This is a genomic window from Eggerthella sinensis (genome assembly GCF_003339815.1).
Lineage (GTDB): Bacteria > Actinomycetota > Coriobacteriia > Coriobacteriales > Eggerthellaceae > Eggerthella > Eggerthella sinensis.
Window position 1 is genome coordinate 56,955 of record NZ_PPTT01000015.1, and the last position, 18,160, is coordinate 75,114.

Genomic DNA, 18,160 nt, shown 5'->3' on the forward strand with positions numbered 1-18,160 from the left:
TTCAACACGGTACGGCGAGGGGGATGGCGCGCAGCCAATCCGCCTCGATGGCGCGGTGCAGCTCGACGGCGATGGCGTACAGGTCGGTGCTCGTGTTCGAGGTGGCCATGAGGCCGCTGTCGCACAGGACGTTCGCCAGCTCGTCGCACCACGCGCTCATGACGCCCGCCGCGTGCGGCCAGCGATGCGCGTCGTTCGCGGCGGGCTCGGCCAGCTCGTCGGCATGGCGCGCGGCGGCGCTGCCCAGGATGGGCAGCGAACGCGCGAGCGGTTCGAGCCATTTGTAGAACGGCGGGTAGGCGTCGTTCAGGTAGTAGGTGATGCGCAACGCGGCGGTTATGAACGTGGTTTCCGCCAGCAACGCCGCGCACCGTTGCTGGCGGCGCATCATGCGCGGGTAGTTGTACGGTCCCGCTTGCAGGGCGAGGTAGCAGCAGTACGCCAGCTTCTTCAGCTTGACGTCACGCGGATAGCCGCCCCTCAGCGCGTCCCTCCACGCGCTGAACTCGCCCGGGTTGTCGCAGAACACGCAACCGTTCGTCGCGGTTGCCAGGTTCGCGTCGGGCACGGCCCACCACTCGCGCAGCGTGCGCGGCGGATGGTCGAACCCGATGAAGCGCTGATAGAACCCCGTGACGGGAAACACGCCCACCCGTCCGTCGTTCGGCCCCATCATGCGCGTGAACTTCGACGTCGTTCCGGCTCCGGCGCGCAGCGAGCGCAGCGTGCGGGCGACCTGTGCGCCCTGGGCGCGGTACGCTTCGTCGGTCAGCCAGACGCAGAAGCCCGGACCCCAATCGTGGTCGCGCGACAGCGCGTCGTCCATCCCGAAGCATTCCGACCCTTCGCCCACCAGGCCGGCGGCCAGGAAAGGCAGCGCCTCCTCATGCCGCGCGCGAAGCGCGGGCAGGCCCTGCGTCTCGAAGAAGGCCGCGCCCAGCGCCATGCCGTTCATGATGCGGGCAGCCCGCCTTCTCCGACGGCGGCTTTGGCATGCTCGATCAGCTCGTGGTACTCGGGCAGCAGCTGGCGGTACACTTCGATGGAGCGCCTGATCAGGTCTTCGCCCAGGTCGGTTTCGCCCAGCTGCTTGCAGCAGAAGCCCGTGTTGTAGAGCGAGGTGGCGTAGGCCACCGTCGCGTCGTCGAGCCGCTCGAGCGCCGAGCATACCCGTAGATGGCGGGCGAGCGCCGTCTCGAACGCGCCGCGATCCTGGTGGCACAGCGCCGCGTTGTTGAGCGCGGTGAGGTACTCCATGGAGTCGGTGCCCAGGGTTTCGGCGAACAGCGTCTCGGCGCGCTCGAACAGCGCCAGGCTCTCGTCGAGCGCGCCGTTCAGCCGCAGCACGCCCGCGTAGTTCATGAGCGCCATGGCGAAGTCGGGGCTCGCCGGCCCCGCAACCTGCTCCAGCAGATCGGCGGCCTGCTTGAAGTACGTCGCCGCCCGCCCGTAGTCGGCATCGGCGCGATAGCACGCGCCCAGCTCGTTCAGCGCGGAGGCGTACGCGAGGCTGTCGCGGCCGTGCTCGTCTTCGATGGCGGTAAGCGCCTCGGTGATCAGGGCCACCTTGCGCGGGCCGCTTCCTTCGCCCTCCACGGCATCGAGCCGATCGAACAGGTCTTGCATTGACGTTGCCATATCAGTACATCACTCCTTCTGCCACGTAGCAGGCGATGCGCTGCTCGAGGAACAGGTCCTGCATATGCTCGAGCTTGTCCTCGGGCGTGGGCGTTTCGTCGGCGTAGGCGTACTGCTTGCCGAGCTGCGTGTACTTGGAATCGCCCAGCCGGTGGAACGGCAGGATGTTCGCCTCGTAGAGGCCCCGCTCGTTCATGAAGTCCGCCATGGCGCGAATGTTCTCGTCGGTGTCGTTGTATCCCCTGATGGCCGGCATGCGGATGATGAGCCGTCCGGGCCAGCCCGAGCGCACGAGGGCGGTGATGTTGTCGAGGATCAGCTCGTTGCCCACCCCGGTCTTCTCCCGATGACGGGCGGAGTCCATGTGCTTGATGTCGACGAACGCGAAGTCGATGTGCTGCATCACGTCCAGGAACACCTGTTGCTCGGCGTAGGCCGTCGTCTCGATGGCGGTGTTGATCTTCGCCGCCTTGCACCACTGCGCTATCTCGCGCACGAACTCGTGCTGCATGAGCGCCTCGCCTCCCGAGAACGTCACGCCGCCGCCGTCCGACCAGTACTTCCGATCGCGCAGCACCACGTCCTGCACCTCGTCCCGGGTCATCCACGTGCCCGACAGCTTGAGGGCCTCGGCATAGCAGGCGTGCACGCACTCGAACGTGGTGCAGGCGTCGCATGCCTCGCGGTCGAACGCCACCGGGGCTCCCTCCTCGGCGTCGTTCACGTACGCGGCGCGATGCGGGCACACCTCCACGCAGCGCGTGCACCCGTACTTCGAGCGCTTGCACTTCTTGCCCACGAACATCACCTTTTGCTTGAGTTCGAGCCCTTCGGGATTCGAGCACCACGCGCAGCGCAGCGGGCACCCGGCAAAGAAGATCAACGTCCTCGACCCCGGTCCGTCGTGTACCGAGAATCCCTGAATGTCGAAGATGAGAGCCTTGTCCATCGCGTTCGCCTCCTTGCGACCCCAGAGGGCGAGGGCCGCTGCGGCCCTCGCCCCGTTGCATGCCCCTTATTCCTGATAGCTCTCGCAGGTGGTGGCCGACCTGCCGCCGAGCGTCCAGTGAGCGCCGTCGCTCAAACCGGTGCACGTGCCGATGTTGTCCTCATCGGGCTCGGAGAAGTGCGTGCAGAATTCGCACTTCGGTTTGCGCGTGAAGGCCGGGCACGTCTCGCCTGCCCACTCCACCATGCCCCCGTGCTTGAGGCAGACGCCCTTCACGACGTCGATTGCCTGGTAGTTCCAACAGTCGATATGCTGGTGCGCCATAGTGATCTACACTCCTTCGTACTCGGTGCGGGCGATGAGCTCGTCCTGGATCGGCTTGCTGATTTCAACCCAGTACTGCGTGAACCCGGCGACGCGAACCATGAGGTCGCGATAGTTCTCGGGCTCCTTCTGGGCCTTCACCATCATCTTGCTGTCCACCACGTTGAACTGGATGTGGAATCCGCCGCTCACCATGTAGGCGCGCACGAGGTCGGCGAGGTGCTTCGTGCCGGAATCTCCCATGAGGGCCGACGGATGGATCTTCAGGTTCATCTGCGAGTTCTGCGACTGGCTCTGATCCCAGCAGCAGGCGGACTCGAACAGCGCGTACGGGCCCTTGCGGTCGGTGCCGGGCGCCGCCGACAGCGAGGCGTCGGCGAACGTGACCCCGCCGAGGCGGCCGTCGGGCGTAGCCACTTCGTTGTTGCCGAACACGCCGTGGGTGGACACGGAAATCTGACACGGATACAGCGGCTCGTCCATGAAGGAGCGCAGCGTGCGCGGGAACTTGCAGAACCAGCGCTCGTACTCCTGCAGGATGCTGTCGGCATAGGGGTCGCCCACGCCGTACTTCGGTGCGGCCAAACAGTCGCTCAGAATCTCGTCGTACGAGCCGCCGTCGGGCTTCTGCACCTGCTCGGCCATCGAGTAACTGCCGATTTCGGATGCCTGGTAGAAGCCGAAGTTGTTCACGATGGCGTCGCGCATCTCGTCAAGCGAGTACTTCCCGTCGTCGTACACGAGCTGCTTGAGGGAGGCGAGCGAGTTCACCATGTTCACCGTGCCCGTGGACTCCACGCCGAAGAACGTCGAGTTGTACAGCGCGCCCATGTGCTCGATGTCGTGGCCCTTGTCGAGGCAGCCCGGCGTGGTGGCCGAGTTCCACAGCGTGGGCATGTACTTGCGATGCAGATCGTGCTGGATGTTGCCGAACTTCAGCTGGATGCCCACGATGAACTCGTAGTACTCCTTGTACTGCTCCCAGAACTCCTCGTACGTCTCCAGCTTCTTGTCGTGCGGCGGCAGCAGCTGAATGCCGGTGCGCATGTCCTGGCCGTTGAACAGCACGAGGTTGACCACGGAGGGGTTCGAGATGAAGTGCACGCCGTTGACGGTGGCGCCGCTCGCGCCGCTGGGAATCTCGTAGTCCACGCCGTTGACCGTGACCGTTTTCCACGTGCCGGCGTTCGTCTCGAGGCAGCCGCCGATGGCGAAGGCGCGGGCCTCGTCCACCGTCATGCCCTCGTGCGCGCACTGGTCGAGCACGAAGTCCTGGCCGACGCGGCAGCTCATGTAGGCGGGGAAGCCGTTGCCCATCTTCACGACCTCGGCTGCTTTCAGCAGGAAGTCTTCGGGCAGCTTTTCGTCCCACAGCACGCTCAGCGTGGGCTGGGTCGTGGGAACGCGTTCGGCCGCTTCGAGGAACATCCAGTCCAGCTTGTTGTTGGCCGGCAGGCCGTCGCGCGTGAGGCCGCCGAGGGCCACGTTGTTGAACGTGTTGCCCATGAGCACGCTCGACGAGGCGGTGCTCACGAACAGGTCGATGGCGGTGAACTTGACGCGCATGAGCTCGAGGATTTCCATGGCCTCGTCGTCGGTGAGACGGCCGTTCTTGATGTCCTGATCGTACCAGGGGAACAGCACCTGGCCGAGGCGTCCGGGCGACATGCCGGAGGCCACTTCCTCGTTCGTGAGGGCCAGCTGCTCGAACCAGACGATCTGCACGGCCTCGCGGAACGTGCGGGGCGGCTCGTGCTGAATCCAGGCCAGCGTCTCGCGGATCTCCTCGTACTCCTGCTGCTGCTTGGCGTCGTCGGTGAGCGGGATGCGGCGCTCGAGCTCTTTGATGTAGTTGCCGATCCAGGCCTGGATACCCTTGATGACGATGCTGACCGCCTGGTAGAAGTACATGCGGTCGAGGCCGCCGTAGCCGTCGCCGTCCGCTTGGCCGGCCACTTCGAGGTACTTCTCGTCGCACAGCGCTATCATGCCGTCGAGGCCGTACTGCAGCGGATAGTAGTAGGACACCACCTGGCGGCCGACGGGGATGGTGTAGGCCGAATCGGCGCGCGACGTGGCCGTGCGCAGCAGGTTGTTCTTCACGTCGAAGCCGGGCACGGTGGAGCTGATGCGCTCGCCGACCTCTTCGAGGGTCTTGCCGGCCCAGTAGTCGGTGATCTTGTTGAGCGCGGGCACCTCTTCGGCGCGCATGCCGAACTTGCCCGCCAGCGAGATGGCGCCGGGCAGGTCGTGCGTCACGTTGCCGCCGCCCGTGCCGATCTGGGCGATCTTGTCCATGTCGTTGCGCGCGTTGCTGTCGGACTTGTACTTCTCGTACAGCTCGGAGCCCTTCGCCACGAAGAACGACTGGATGAGCCAGGGGTTGCCGAACGATCCGCGCAGGTAGTTCGTCTTCGCGCCCACGATGAGCTCGCCGGGGTAGATGGCCGGCTCGAGGTGCGCGAACGCGTAGGCCTGGGCCTTCGCGCGCCGCAGGATGGTCAGGTCGCCCTCGAGCTCTTCCCACTTGCGGGTGAAGTTGTACTGCCACTCGGTGGTGGTGGAGGCCAGCGCCTGGTAGTAGTCGTCGAGCAGCGCCTTCGCGCGCTCGGAAGCGTCGTAGCCGAGGTCCTCGCGGTCCACGATGACGTCCCGATCGATGGAGCCGTCACCGCCGTACTTGAAGTTCAGGCCTTGTCCCTTTTCCTCCAGGATTTCGGTGAGCTTTCGGGTTTTTTCCGCTGTGGTCATCTTCCTTCCTTTCTGCTTGCGTTTCCGTGCATTGTTTCCGGGACGAACGTCCTCGGACCCTTCCCTATGCCGCTTGCTTGCCTTTGCCGCGCAGCAAGACCAAACCGACGATCAGGCAGATGAAGATGCAGACCGCGTAGATGATGAACGCCATCGAGTACGCGCCCGTCATGTCGAAGATCGCACCGGTGAGGGGGTTGCAGATGATGGGGCCGAAGTAGAAGAAGAACTGCATGGTGCTGTAGATGCGCGTGTACTCCTTCTCGCCGAACGCCGCGTTCACCAGCAGGGCGGCGAACATGGTGGGTGTGGCGAAGGACAGGCCGAACAGGACGGCGTGCACATAGCACAGCGCCGGGTTCGATCCCACGAACAGCAACAGGATGTACTGCACGACGAAGATGCTCAGCGCGATGACGAACGTGGCCTTCATGCCGATGCGGTCGCGCAAGAATCCCCAGATGAACTTGCCGAACATGAGGAACAAGCTGACGGTGGACACCACGGTGGCGGCGAACACCTTCTCGTAGCCCGTGCCCACCAGGTACGCCGTGAGCTGCTGGAACGTGCCCATGGACATACCGGAGAGGCAGATGATGACGAACGCGAGGATGTAGAACTTCGGCGAGCGGATGGCTTCCTTGTAGGTGTAGCCCTCCAGCACGACGGTCTTCTTTTCGGCAGCGTCGTCGCCTGCGCCTTCGGCCTTGGCGGCCAGCTCGGCCTGCTTCTCCTCGTATCCGAGCGGCACGAGGCCCTTGTCCTCGGGCTTGAACGTGTAGATGGCCAGCGCCGGGATGAAGCATATGAACATGATGACGCCGAGAACCAGGTAGGCCGTCTGATAGCCCATGGAGCCGATGAGCTGCTGCGCGATGGGGTTGAAGATCATGCTGCCGAAGCCCGAGCCGGCCATGGCGATGCCCATGACGGTGCCCTTGTTCTTGATGAACCAGTTGTTGATCAAGACGCCCACCGTCGTGGTGGAGACGAACGCCAAGCCGAAGCCGATGAACACGCCGCATACGTAGAACTGCCATGCCTGCGTGCACTGCGAGAGCAGGCAGTAGGCCGCGCACATCACCACGAACCCGATGATGGTCATGAGCTTCGGCTTGATCTTCGAGTAGATCTTGCTCAGAAACGGCACGGTCAGCATCAGCGCGATGTTTTGGAACGACGTGTACAGGGTGAAGGCGGCGCGGGACATGCCCGTCTGCTCGGTGATAGGCAGGACGAACTGGTTCACGGTGTTGACGATGATGCCCGTCCCCACGATGAGCATGATGATGCATGAAACCATGATGGCGTAGCCGTAGAATATCTTCCCTTTCTGCTGCGTCATGTTCCCTCCTTTGTCGATTGGTCGTGCCCGCGCGCCCCGAGAGGGCGGCGGAACGGGTTTGCAACGCGGTTCGCACGGGGTGCGCTTACGGAACCGTGTGGTGCTTCATAACCACCTCACCTCCTCAAACTTCGGGTCGACGGGCGGCGCGCCGCGCTTATGCGGAGGCCTTGTCCTTGCGCTTGTTCGAGAGCATGATGGAGCCCGCGATCAGGCAGATGAAGATGGCGATGCCGTAGACGATCCAGGCGGCGTTGTACGAGCCCGTGCCGTCGAAGATGGCGCCGGACAGCGGGTTGCCGATGATGGGTCCCAGGTAGAAGAAGATCTGCACCGAACCGTAGATGGAGCTGAATTCCTTCTCGCCGAACGACGCGATGGTGAGCAGCGGCGAGAACACGGTGGGCGTGGCGTAGGCCAGGCCGAACACCACGGCGAACACGTAGCAGACGGCGGTGTTGAGCGGCACGAGCAGCACGAGCACGTACGACAGCACGAAGAAGCTCAGGGCGATGATGAGCGTCGGGCGCGGGCCGAACGTGTCGCGCACCTTGCCCCAGATAACCTTGCCGATCATGAGGAACGCGCTCGTGATGCCGATGATGGATGCGGCGAACACGGGGTCGAGCCCGATGCCGGTGAAGTACGCCTGCAGGTGCGTGAACGTGCCGATGCCGCAGCCGCTCAGGCACAGGACGATGAACGCGAGCAGGTAGAACTTCGGCGAACGGATGGCTTCCTTGTACGTCATGCCCGTGCGCGTGACCTCGCCGGACGCCGTGCCGTCGGCGGTTTGCGTCTCGACGTAGCCGAGCGGCTTGAGCCCCATGTCCTCGGGCTTGAAGCGGTAGACGATCATCACGGGGATGAACACGACGAAGATGATGGCGGCCAGGATAAGGTAGGCGGTCTGATACCCGTACGCGGCGATGAGCTGCTGTCCGACGGGGTTGAAGATCATGCTGCCGAAACCCGAGCCGGCCATGGCGATGCCGATGACGAGGCCCTTGTTCTTGATGAACCAGTTGTTCATGAGCATGGATACCGTCGAGGTGCTCACGGCGGCCAACCCGGCGCCGATGACGAACCCGCAGATCCAGAACTGCCACGCCTCGCGGCATTGCGACAGCAGGGCGAACGCCACGATCATCACGATGGCCCCGCAGATGGTGAACAGCTTCGGCTTGATCTTCTTGTAGATGATGCCGAGGAAGGGCACGAGGATCATGAGCGCCGCGTTTTGGAATGACAGGTACAGCGTCATGCTGCTTCGCGGGAGCCCCAGATCTTCGCAGACGGGGGTGATGAACTGCCCCGCGCAGTTGTTCACGATGCCGGTTCCCACGATCAGCATCACCAGGCAGGCCCCCAACATGTAGTACCCGTAGAAGATGCGCTTCGTTCCCTGCGTCATGGCAGCACCCACTTCCCCTCGATGACCTCGATTGATGAAGCTCTTTGCCGCAGCGGGCCGGCGTGGTGAACCTCCGCTGCATGCCCGCTTTCGACAATACGGAAAACGGGAGGGGGTTTGAATCCGTCTGAGGTCGCATTGTCTGGGGCCGCGTGGGGCCAGACGGGCCGTGCCTGCGACCTTCTGCGACCTCGGGGGCGTAAAGTCGTAGGCGATGCGCTTCGGATGTCGGCCTCGATGCCGCTCGAAGCGCATCGCCCTCGCAAACAACAAAACAGGGCCGCTCGCAACGAGCGGCCCTGCCGGGAGGGAAGAGATGTGCGCGGGAGGTTCGGTTACGCGGTCATGCTGTCGAAGTCGTCCATCATGTCCTTGATGGAGAGGACGCCGAGGACGAAGCCGCGTCCGATCGAGCCGCCAGGAAGCACCATGGGGTACTCGTGGCCGTAGAACGACCCGCCGCAATCGCCCGCGGCCCACAGGCCCTTGATGACGTCGCCGTTCTCGTCGAGCACGCGGCTGTGCTCCTCGACCTGCAGGCCGCCGACGGTCGCCAGGACGCCGGGAGCGCGCTTGATGGCGTAGAACGGGGGCTCCTTGATGGCGGTGTAGCCCATGAACTCGCCCTTCACGCCGAAGTCCTCGTCGACGCCCTTGTCGCAGAGCTCGTTGTAGCGCTCGACGGTTGCGAGGAAGGTCTGCTTGTCGATGTCGTAGGCCTCCGCCAGGCCCTCGAGGGTGTCGGACTCGATGATGGCCCCGCCCTTCACGGCCTTCTCCCAATCCTTCGCCGGATCGGCCGTCTCGCGGCTGTGGCTGTTCGGGTTGGGCATGTCGTCGATGTGGTCCATCCAATGGGAGTCCGTGATCTGGAACGCCAGCTTCTCGGGCTGCGCGGCAACCGCCTGCACCACACCCTGGTACGGCGCGTCCTCGTTGCCGAACCGCACGCCCTTCTTGTTCACGCGCAGCCACGGAATGCCGGAGAACGGCGCGTTGCCTTCCGGCAGCCACGTGGGGTCGAAGTGCATCATGAGCGCGTGGGGCGCGGGCGTCACCTGCGCGCCGATCCACGACCCCATCCTGACGGCGTCGCCGGTGTTGTTGGGGGCTCCGTGCATGTTGTGCACGCCGAGCAGCAGCGGCGCGTAGCACTCGAGCATCTCCTCGTCGTCGGAGATGTCGCCGCACGCCATCAGGACGCCCTTCGACGTGTTCACCCGCACGTACTCGCCCTTCTTGTTCTGCCCGATCACGCCGGTGACGTCGCCGCTCTCGTTGGTGATGAGCTGCACGGCGGGCGTGTCCCACAGCATGGTGGCGCCGGCGGCCTCGGCCTTGTCGCCCATGAGCTTGAGCAGCTCGGCGTACTGGGCGTAGCGGGTCGAGAAATCGTTGTCGACGTACCAGCCGATGGTCTGTCCCTTTTCGACGACGACGGGGGTCTTCTCCGGGGTGTTGTCCATGATCCAGTTCATCACCTCGCCGCCGCGGTTCAAGAAGTTCATGACGAGCTTGCCGTTGTCGCGCCCGTTCGATATCTCGGCGAAATCGGCGTAGAGCTTGCCGGTGTCGAACGGCTCTCCGCCCGACTCGAGCCACGCCTTGTTGTTGATGGCGTTGGCGCACCAGCCGTTCGAGATTGCCGCATTGCCCTTCTGCAGGACGACAGTCTTCAGGCCGTGGGTGGCGGCGTACAGGGCGGACGGGGCTCCGGCGGCGCCCAACCCGACGATGCAGACGTCGGCGTCGTAGGTGTCGGCGAACTCGGTGATGGGCTCGGGCTTCACCGACCAGCTCCAGCGCCCGCCTCCGGTGCTCGCGGCGCCTTCCGCGCCCGCCTCGGCTGCTTTCTGCCCGTCCGCGGCGGCGCTCTGCGGGCTTGCGGGCGAGCAGGCGGCGAGCCCGGCTCCTGCGGCGACGGCCGCGCCGCCGGCCAAGGCTCCCTTGATGAAGTTGCGCCTCGAAAGTTCCTTCATAGTACCCTCCTTCTTCGTGTGCTCGACCTCGCAAAAACCCTGATTGCACAGGTGGTAGCGGGTGTCGGGCGAGGTGCCGCATTCCCTCGATGCGACGGGGACAAGCCTACTCGCTGCCGCGAATCGCGTAATCGCACTGCGCGATTTTTTCTGGGTGATTTCTCGTTGTCACCGTCACCCTTTTGCCGTAATCTTGGGCTACAGGGCGGATGTGGGGGTGGTGTGCGCGTGGTCGAGGGGACCGAGTCGTTGGGTGCGAGGGCCGAGAAGGCGTGGAAAAGCTTCTTCCCGGTGCCGTTCTGCTTCATGGGCATGGGGATCTTCCGCGTATGGACCGAGACCCTCTATTCCAACACGCAGATCAGCTTTCCAACGTTGACGTCGGGCGCGCTCGCGCCCTATGTGGATGCGTACGCCCTGTTCGACTACGTCTCGGCGTTCGTTCTCGTGCTGCTGGCGATCTTCGCCAAGAAGATCGCGCCCCTGTACGCGCGCCCGTGGGCGGTGGTCGTCACGCTCGTGACCATGGTGGGCGCGGTGTGCATGAACTTCGCCTCGATCTACCATCCGGAACTGACGCCGCTCCTCAGGCTGCCGGCCGTGGTGTCCGGCTCGATCGGCATCGCGTTCATCCTCATGCTGTGGTCGGAGTTCTTCGGGTGCTTGAACCCGGTGCGCGTGGTGGGGTACTATGCCGCGAGCATCGCCGTGAGCTGCGTGGTCCTGTGGGTGTTCAAGGGATTGCTGCTGCCGTGGCTGTGGGTGGGCACGTGCGTCGTGCCCGTGGTATCGCTGCTCTGCCTCTGGCGCTCCTACGCCGGATTGGCGTACGACGCCTATCCGCCCGCCTATCGGCATGACTTCCTGTTTCCCTGGAAGCCGGTGCTCGTCATCGGGATATACTCGTTCGTGTACGGCATGCGCGGCGGCGTGTTCTCGAACACCCTCTCGATGAACTCCGGCATGGGCGCGTTCGCGGGCGCGCTGTTGGTGTACCTGCTCGTCAGCCGCTTCGGCGAGAAACTCGATTTCTCGCTGCTGTGGAAGACGGCCATGCCCCTCATGATCGTGTCGCTCGCGCCTCTGGACGGCGCGGTTGCGGGGTGGTCGACCATCGCGGATTTCTGCGCGTTGGCGAGCTATACCGTCCTGCTACTGCTCATCATGGCTATCCTGAGCAACCTGTGCTACCGCTACGGCGTCTGCGCGCTGTGGATCTTCGCGATCGAGCGGGCGATCCGCATGGCCTCGTCCCAAACGGGGCGCCTCGTCGGCGAGAACATCGTGAACTCCACGGTGCTGCCCGATTTCGTCCAGCCGTTCGCGCTCGTCGTCATGGCGGGCTCGCTCATCGCCGTGATGTGCGTCTTCTTCTCGGAAAAGCACGTCACCTCGCAATGGGGCGTGGTGCTCAAGCACCCCATCGCCGACGACCTGGAGCTGTACATGGAGAAGAACCGCCTGGGCATGAAGTGCAAGGAGCTCGCCGACGATCACGGCCTCACGGCGCGCGAGAACGAGATACTGCTGCTCATCGCTCGAGGCCGGCACCTCTCGCAGATCGCGGACGAGCTGACCATAAGCAACAACACGGTGAAGACGCACATCCGGCACATCTACGCGAAGCTTGCCGTCAACTCGCGAAAAGAGCTGCAGGCTTTGCTGGGCGTGAAGAAGCAGTCCTCCCGAGTCGCGGCGAAAGAACTCCAGCACGAGGGGTAGGGGGCCGGCGCCTCGTCGGCCCCGAGCGCGATGCCGCATCGGCAGGTGGCTTCATGGTGGATTTTTCGCAAGCTGTTCGCTCATCGTGTACAATTCCCCGCATGGAGAACGCACCGAACAACATAGACGCGCTTGAAGCGCTCGACGAGCTGGACGGGCCGGCGGTTGCCGACGCCGACCGCGCCGACGACGCGCCCGCGCGCCCGGCGAAGCGCCCGCGTCGCGAGGCCCCGTCGGACGAGGAGCGTCAGCAGATGCACGCCTCGTTCAACGACCGCATCTCCTATCTCTGCAAGATGGCGGCGCTCATCGTGGCGCTCGTCTCGCTTGCCACCATCGCCCTCGGGCAGGAACTGCCCCGGTTCGTTCTCATGGGACTGTGCCTGTCGGTCGCGTTGCTGGCCATCGCCATGCTCCAAGACCATCAGCGCAAACGATAACCGCATCGACTCACTCAAGGATACGCACGCATGATTTTCGAAGCATTGAAAGCCTTCCTCATCGGCATCGTCGAGGGCATCACCGAATGGCTGCCCATCTCCTCGACCGGCCACATGATCCTCGTGGACGAGTTCGTGAAGCTGCAGGTATCCGATGAGTTCCTCGCCCTGTTCCTCGTGGTCATCCAGCTGGGCGCCATCATGGCCGTGCTCATCCTGTACTTCCACAAGCTCAACCCCTTCTCGCCGAAGAAGACGACCGGGGAGAAGAAGAGCACGTGGCGCCTGTGGGGCATGGTGGCCATCGGCTGCATCCCCGCGGCCATCATCGGCCTGGCGTTCGACGACCTCGTGAACGAGTACTTCTACAACAAGGTGACCGTCGCCGCCATGCTCATCCTGTACGGCGTGGTGTTCATCGTGCTCGAGCGCCGCAACCGCCGTCGCTTGCGCGAGGCCGAGGCCGCCCTCGAGGCGCCGCGCGGCCGTCATGCGCGCGTGTCGTACGGCGACACCGCCGACGAGGCCGAGGCGTCGCTGTTCAAGATCACCGACGTGGACGAGATCGACTGGAAGACCGCGCTCAAAATCGGCTGCTTCCAGGTGCTGGCCATCATTCCCGGCACGAGCCGCTCCGGCGCCACCATCATCGGCGGCATGCTGGCGGGCTGCTCGCGCACGGCGGCCGCCGAGTTCACGTTCTTCCTGGCCATTCCTATCATGTTCGGCTGGGGCCTCGTGAAGTGCATCAAGTTCTTCGCCGCGGGCATCGCCATGACTTCCACCGAGATCATGGTGCTCGTGGTGGGCATCGTCACGGCGTTCGCCATGTCGGTGGTGGCCATCAAGTTCCTCATGGGCTACATCAAGAAGAACGACTTCACCGCGTTCGGCTGGTACCGCATCGTGGTGGGCGTGCTCGTGCTGGGCTACTTCGTCTTCGAGAGCATGGGCATGCTGCCCTAGCGCTCTGCCGCGCGCGTCGTCCGTCGAACGTGAGCGCTACATGCCCATGAGCAGCGTCGCCATCAGCGGAATGGTGACGAGCGAGCATACCGTGGTGATGAACGTGCCCTGCGCGATGGTTTTGATGTCGCCGCCGTACTGGTAGCTCAGCATAGTGCCGTTCGTGGCCACCGGCATGGCCGAGATCACCACGAGCACCCCCAACAGCACCGGGTCGGTGACGAAGAAGTGGAACACGAACCAGATGAGCGCCGGCGTGAGCAGCAGGCGAAACAGCGCTGCGGCCATGAGGCGCGGCCCGCCCACGAGCTGCCCGACCGGCACGTTCGCCAGCGACGACCCGATGATCAGCATGGCGGCCGGCGTGGTGAACGACCCGAGCGCATCGAGCGCGTCGCCCACCACGGGCACGTTGTGCACCCCGGCGAACGTCAGCACGAGCGCCGCCAAGCACGCGATGATGCACGGCGACAGAAACGCCCGCGCATTCATCTTCACCTTCACGCCGTACTCGTTGTCCTGCGCGAGGAACCACACGCCCACGGTGAACACGAGGCAGTTGAACGTGAGGTTGAAGATGGTGGCCAGGATGAGGGCTTGCGACCCAAAGATGGTGTTGATGACGGGGAAGCCCAAAAAACCCGTGTTGCCGAACACGAGGATGAACCGGTACACGCCCCGGCGTCCGTGCGGGATGCGCAGCGCGGCCGTCACGACGAATCCCACCGCGATGAGCACGACGTAGCTCAAACACGAGACGAGCATGGCCCACAGGATGTCGGCGGCGGGCGGCAGGTACTCGGCGGTGAGCACGGAGGCCAGGATCATGGCTGGCAGGGCGGTGGACAGGATGAGCTTCGACAGCTTCTTGTCGAAGTCCTCGTCCATGAGGTGCAGCTTCTTGGCGACGTATCCGGTTGCGCCCACGGTGAACAGGATCACCATCTGCAAGAATATGTCCGCGAAACCCGCCACGACGTCTGCCCTTCACACGAGGAATTGAAACCGGAATTGAGGCCGCCCGTATGAGGCGACGGCAGCAGCATCCAGTGTATACCACGTGTCAAAGGGGGCGGGGCATCAGTACGTTTCCGCGAGGTCGATGAGCTCCTGCTGCGAGTGCAGGTCCATCTTCTGGTAGATGTGCTTGATGTGGGTCTTGATGGTGTTGCGCGAGATGATGAGCTCCTCCTCGATGAACGGCACGTTGCGCCCGCGCGCCAGCAGGCGGAACACCTCGCCCTCGCGCTCGGTGAGCGCGTACTCCTGCGCGAGCCGCGCGCATTGCTGATCGAGGGCGTGCGCCTGCGCTTCGTCGTCGGCCGCCGCCGTGGCGGCACGCGGCTCGTCCTGCGGCGCGGCCGCCACCTCCGGCACCGCCTCGACGCCTTCGATGGTGCGCTCGAAGCTGAACGATCGCAGCACGGTGAGGTTGAGGGCGGCGAAGGCCAGCACGACGACGGCCACCGTGGCCGGCACGAGCGCCGCGTCGTTGGCCAGCAGCCCGTTCATGAGGTGGCCGAGCGACGTGCCCACGAGCGAGCCCGCGCTCGTGGCGCACTGCCCCCAGGCGAACATCGACAGCGCGTGCAGCGGGTTGCGCCGCCCAACGGCCGCCAGCGTGTAGTACATGAGCACCGAGAAACAGTCGCCGCCCGCCGCCAGCAGCATGTTGGGAACGGAGCTGTCCACCGTCTGCGGCACGAGGGTGGCCAGGAACCCCGCCAGCACGAACAGGCACGCCACCTGGTACAGGATGTCGCCCGGCGCCGCGCGCCCGGTGGCCACCACCTGCAGCGCCACAAGCGCGAGCGGGATGAGGGGCAGCAGCGAGAACGGCGGCGTGCTTTCCACCGCGCCGAACGTGAGCGAGAAGCCGTAGGCGCTGCGGAACACGAAGAACGCGAGGAACAGCACGTGCGCGAACGGCAGGAACGACCGCGGCTCGGTGAGGGCGAGCGTGGCCGCCGAGGGACGCGTGCGCGTGCGGTCGAGCTGCTCGCGCACGAACGGCCACACGAGCGCGAACGCCCCCAGGGTGACCGCGGGGTATGCGAGCATGCCGAGCGGCTCGGGCAGCGCAACGAAGATGCCGCGCCACGCGTAGGCGAGCGCGAGGCTGCCGGCGATGCACAGCGCGCTCGACCGGGCGCTCAGGCCGATGAGCACGATGCACGAGACGGCCATGATGGTGGCCCGCCCCGCGTTCATGACGACGGCCCCCGCGGTGATGAGCGCCGGGCTCGCGAGGGCGAGGCCGGCCTGCACGAGCGCGAACCCGGCAAGCATCACGGCGGTGGCGCCGAGGGCGAGCGGCCGGGGCCTGAGCCACGCGGGCCTGAGCGTTGCCGTGAGGGCCACGGCGAGCGCGGCGCAGCTCGACGAGACCGTGGCGAACTCGCGCGCCATGCCGTACACGACGGCGATGCGCGGAAAGATGAACTGGTTGAGCAGCCAGGTTCCCAGGAACAGCAGGCTGAGCGCGACGAAGCAGCGCAGCCATCGCGAGCTGACGAGCTCGGCTGCGAACCCCTGACGACGGCCGCGCGCGGGCGCGTCGTCGGATATATGGTGGCGGTTGATAGCGGTCACAACGCCCTTCCCCTTGCGTGTCGTGGCCCAGTATAGCAAAGCGCTTGCCGCGTCACCATGCCGCCCATCAGGCGAAATGCAAATCTCCCCTCGACTGGGTGATGGCGAATCGCTCACGTTTTCCATAATGGGGGCCGTCGAACCAAGCCGGCGCATCCGGGAAGCGGAAGGCCGGCACCACCGAAAGGGGAGGGTATGAACATGAACACGAGCACGAAGACGAACCTCGACGGGCGCGGCCTCTCGCGCCGCGGATTCCTCGGCCTGGCGGGCGTCGCCGGCGTGGGGGCCATGGCGGGGCTCGCGGGCTGCGCGCCGCAGCAGAGCGCCGACGCCGCGTCGTCCGCGAAGGGCGGGGAGGCCGCGGCCGCCTCGGGCGAGAGCGACTGGCTGGGCAGCGCGCCCGCCATCGCCGACGGCGACATCGTGGACACGCGCGAGACCGACGTGCTCATCGTGGGCGCCGGCAACGCCGGCATGATGGCGGCGGCCACCGCGGCGGACGAGGGCGTGGACTTCATCTTGTGCGAAAAGAACGCCCAGGTGCAGAGCACGCGCCACTGGATTGGCGCCGTCAACACGGCGCAGCAGCAGGAGGCCGGCGTGGACATCGACCGCGGCGAGCTGCTCAACGAGCTGGCGCGCTACGCCTCGTACAAGTGCGACATGGACGTGTGGAAGGTGTGGGTGGACGAGTCGGCCGAGATGATGGCGTACCTCGATCCCATCATGGAGGCGTCGCTCGGCATGAAGGCGTCGCTCGACACCGACAAGTTCGACAAGCAGAAGCACTACACGCCCATGGTGCAGCACATGTACCTCACCGACCCCGCGCTCGGCATCAAGCCCGAGAAGGAGCGCAACCAGGTGCTGCAGGAGTACATCGAGGGCAAGGGCGCAACCATCGACTTCGGCACCAAGATGGTGAAGCTCGAGCGCGAGGGCGACGGCGCGGGCCGCGTGACGGGCGCGATCTTCGAAACCGAGCAGGGCTACGTGCGCATCAACGCCAAGAAGGGCGTGCTGCTCACCACCGGCGGGTACGCGGGAAACCCCGTGATGACGAAGGCGCTCGCGCCCATCGTGCCTCAGTGCACCACGACGGCGGACAACACGCCGTCGTGCGACGGCCTCGGCATCAAGGCGGCGCTGTGGGCGGGCGCGAAGATGGACCCGCAGCCCGCTCCCATGCTGTTCGCCCGCGGCGCGGTGGCGCCGGGCGTCGACGCCGGCTACGTGGGCGAGGGCATGGACGCCGCGCTGCCCGGCACCGTGTTCCAGTCGAACGTGGGCACGCAGCCGTTCATGGCGGTCGATCGCACGGGCAAGCGCTTCGTCAACGAGTCGTCTCCCTACGAGGCCGTGTGCTTCGCCTCGAGCAACCGCCCCGGCGGCGTGTGGTGCAAGGTGTGGGACGCCAACATCGTCGAGGACATCGAGCGCTTCTCCACGGTGGGCTGCTCGAAGATCATCGCGCAGGCGTTCGCCGGCGGCGCCACGCCGGAGGAGTACTTCCAGAAGCAGATCGACGGCGGCACCCTGTTCAAGGCCGACACCGTCGAGGAGCTGGCCGGCAAGCTGGGCTTCGAGGGCGAGGCGAAGGAGAACTTCCTCGCGCAGGTGGAGCGCTACAACGAGCTGAACGAGCAGCAGCGCGACGACGACTTCGGCAAAGAGCCCTTCCGTCTGTCCGCCCTCAGCACGCCTCCGTTCTATGGCGGCTGGTTCGGCGCATGCTACCTCACCACGGTGGACGGCATCAAGATCAACCCCGACATGCAAGCGCTCGATCAGCAGGAACAGGTTATCGAGGGCCTGTACTGCGCCGGCGACTGCTCGGGCAGCCTGTTCGCCGACAACTATCCCGAGTACATCATCGGATGCGCGTGCGGCCGCACCCTCACGTTCGCGCGCCAAGCCGTGAAGCATATGAACGAGCGATAGGGAGCGATTCCCCAGGAAGTTCCTCGTAAATTCGGGCGGCGCGCCTCGGGGGCGCGCCGCTTTTGCTATCATGGTGCCTACACGAGGGCCGACTGT

General features: G+C 65.1%; 14 protein-coding genes. 4 read left to right on the forward strand and 10 right to left on the reverse strand.

Features of this window, described 5'->3' with window-relative positions; genetic code table 11:
- Nucleotide 1 precedes the first annotated feature (1 nt).
- The 8 genes from C1876_RS09705 to C1876_RS09740 all read right to left on the reverse strand — a co-directional run bounded on the left by C1876_RS09705 (nt 2) and on the right by C1876_RS09740 (nt 10,400).
- Nucleotides 2-955 carry a DUF4037 domain-containing protein gene (locus tag C1876_RS09705; RefSeq protein WP_158544660.1) on the reverse strand — a complete coding sequence of 318 codons (954 nt, stop codon included), beginning with the start codon at nt 953-955 and terminating at the stop codon, nt 2-4.
- Complete coding sequence (locus tag C1876_RS09710) at nt 952-1,638, reverse strand: tetratricopeptide repeat protein (RefSeq protein WP_114546534.1); 687 nt, start codon at nt 1,636-1,638, stop codon at nt 952-954. The genes C1876_RS09705 and C1876_RS09710 overlap by 4 nt, the downstream gene beginning before the upstream one ends.
- A gap of 1 nt (nt 1,639) precedes the next feature.
- Nucleotides 1,640-2,587: a 4-hydroxyphenylacetate decarboxylase activase gene (gene hpdA / locus C1876_RS09715; protein ID WP_114546535.1), complete on the reverse strand. Its 948-nt coding sequence runs from the start codon at nt 2,585-2,587 to the stop codon at nt 1,640-1,642.
- Between the two features lie 66 nt (nt 2,588-2,653).
- Nucleotides 2,654-2,911, reverse strand: a complete 258-nt coding sequence (gene hpdC, locus C1876_RS09720; RefSeq protein WP_114546536.1) for a 4-hydroxyphenylacetate decarboxylase small subunit — start codon at nt 2,909-2,911, stop codon at nt 2,654-2,656.
- 6 nt (nt 2,912-2,917) lie between these two features.
- Nucleotides 2,918-5,662: a 4-hydroxyphenylacetate decarboxylase large subunit gene (gene hpdB, locus C1876_RS09725; RefSeq protein WP_114546537.1), complete on the reverse strand. Its 2,745-nt coding sequence runs from the start codon at nt 5,660-5,662 to the stop codon at nt 2,918-2,920.
- Between the two features lie 64 nt (nt 5,663-5,726).
- The gene (locus tag C1876_RS09730; protein WP_114546538.1) at nt 5,727-7,007 is read right to left on the reverse strand and encodes an MFS transporter; all 1,281 of its coding nucleotides are present in this window, start codon (nt 7,005-7,007) and stop codon (nt 5,727-5,729) included.
- A gap of 157 nt (nt 7,008-7,164) precedes the next feature.
- Entirely contained in the window at nt 7,165-8,421 is a 1,257-nt protein-coding gene (locus tag C1876_RS09735; RefSeq protein ID WP_158544661.1) for an MFS transporter, read from the reverse strand.
- Between the two features lie 335 nt (nt 8,422-8,756).
- Nucleotides 8,757-10,400, reverse strand: a complete 1,644-nt coding sequence (locus C1876_RS09740) for an FAD-dependent oxidoreductase (protein ID WP_114546540.1) — start codon at nt 10,398-10,400, stop codon at nt 8,757-8,759.
- Between the two features lie 228 nt (nt 10,401-10,628).
- Between C1876_RS09740 and C1876_RS09745 the strand changes: the two genes are divergently transcribed.
- From C1876_RS09745 to C1876_RS09755, 3 genes are all read left to right on the forward strand, one after another.
- Nucleotides 10,629-12,122, forward strand: coding sequence for a helix-turn-helix transcriptional regulator (locus tag C1876_RS09745; protein ID WP_148044546.1), 1,494 nt, complete (start codon nt 10,629-10,631; stop codon nt 12,120-12,122).
- Nucleotides 12,123-12,223: 101 nt separating this feature from the next.
- Nucleotides 12,224-12,562 (forward strand): propionyl-CoA carboxylase subunit beta, encoded by a 339-nt coding sequence (locus C1876_RS09750; protein WP_114546542.1) that lies wholly within the window; start codon nt 12,224-12,226, stop codon nt 12,560-12,562.
- Nucleotides 12,563-12,592: 30 nt separating this feature from the next.
- Nucleotides 12,593-13,528, forward strand: a complete 936-nt coding sequence (locus C1876_RS09755) for an undecaprenyl-diphosphate phosphatase (RefSeq protein ID WP_114546543.1) — start codon at nt 12,593-12,595, stop codon at nt 13,526-13,528.
- 36 nt (nt 13,529-13,564) lie between these two features.
- Here the strand turns inward: C1876_RS09755 and C1876_RS09760 are convergent, their stop codons facing one another.
- Both C1876_RS09760 and C1876_RS09765 read right to left on the reverse strand, forming a co-directional pair.
- On the reverse strand, nt 13,565-14,503 hold the full coding sequence (locus C1876_RS09760) for an AEC family transporter (protein WP_244910100.1): 939 nt from the start codon (nt 14,501-14,503) through the stop codon (nt 13,565-13,567).
- A gap of 105 nt (nt 14,504-14,608) precedes the next feature.
- Entirely contained in the window at nt 14,609-16,120 is a 1,512-nt protein-coding gene (locus C1876_RS09765) for a helix-turn-helix transcriptional regulator (RefSeq protein ID WP_114546544.1), read from the reverse strand.
- A 195-nt stretch (nt 16,121-16,315) separates the two neighbouring features.
- Here C1876_RS09765 and C1876_RS09770 point away from each other — a divergent pair, with 195 nt between their 5' ends.
- Nucleotides 16,316-18,064, forward strand: coding sequence for an FAD-dependent oxidoreductase (locus C1876_RS09770; RefSeq protein ID WP_244910101.1), 1,749 nt, complete (start codon nt 16,316-16,318; stop codon nt 18,062-18,064).
- The last annotated feature ends 96 nt before the right edge of the window (nt 18,065-18,160 follow it).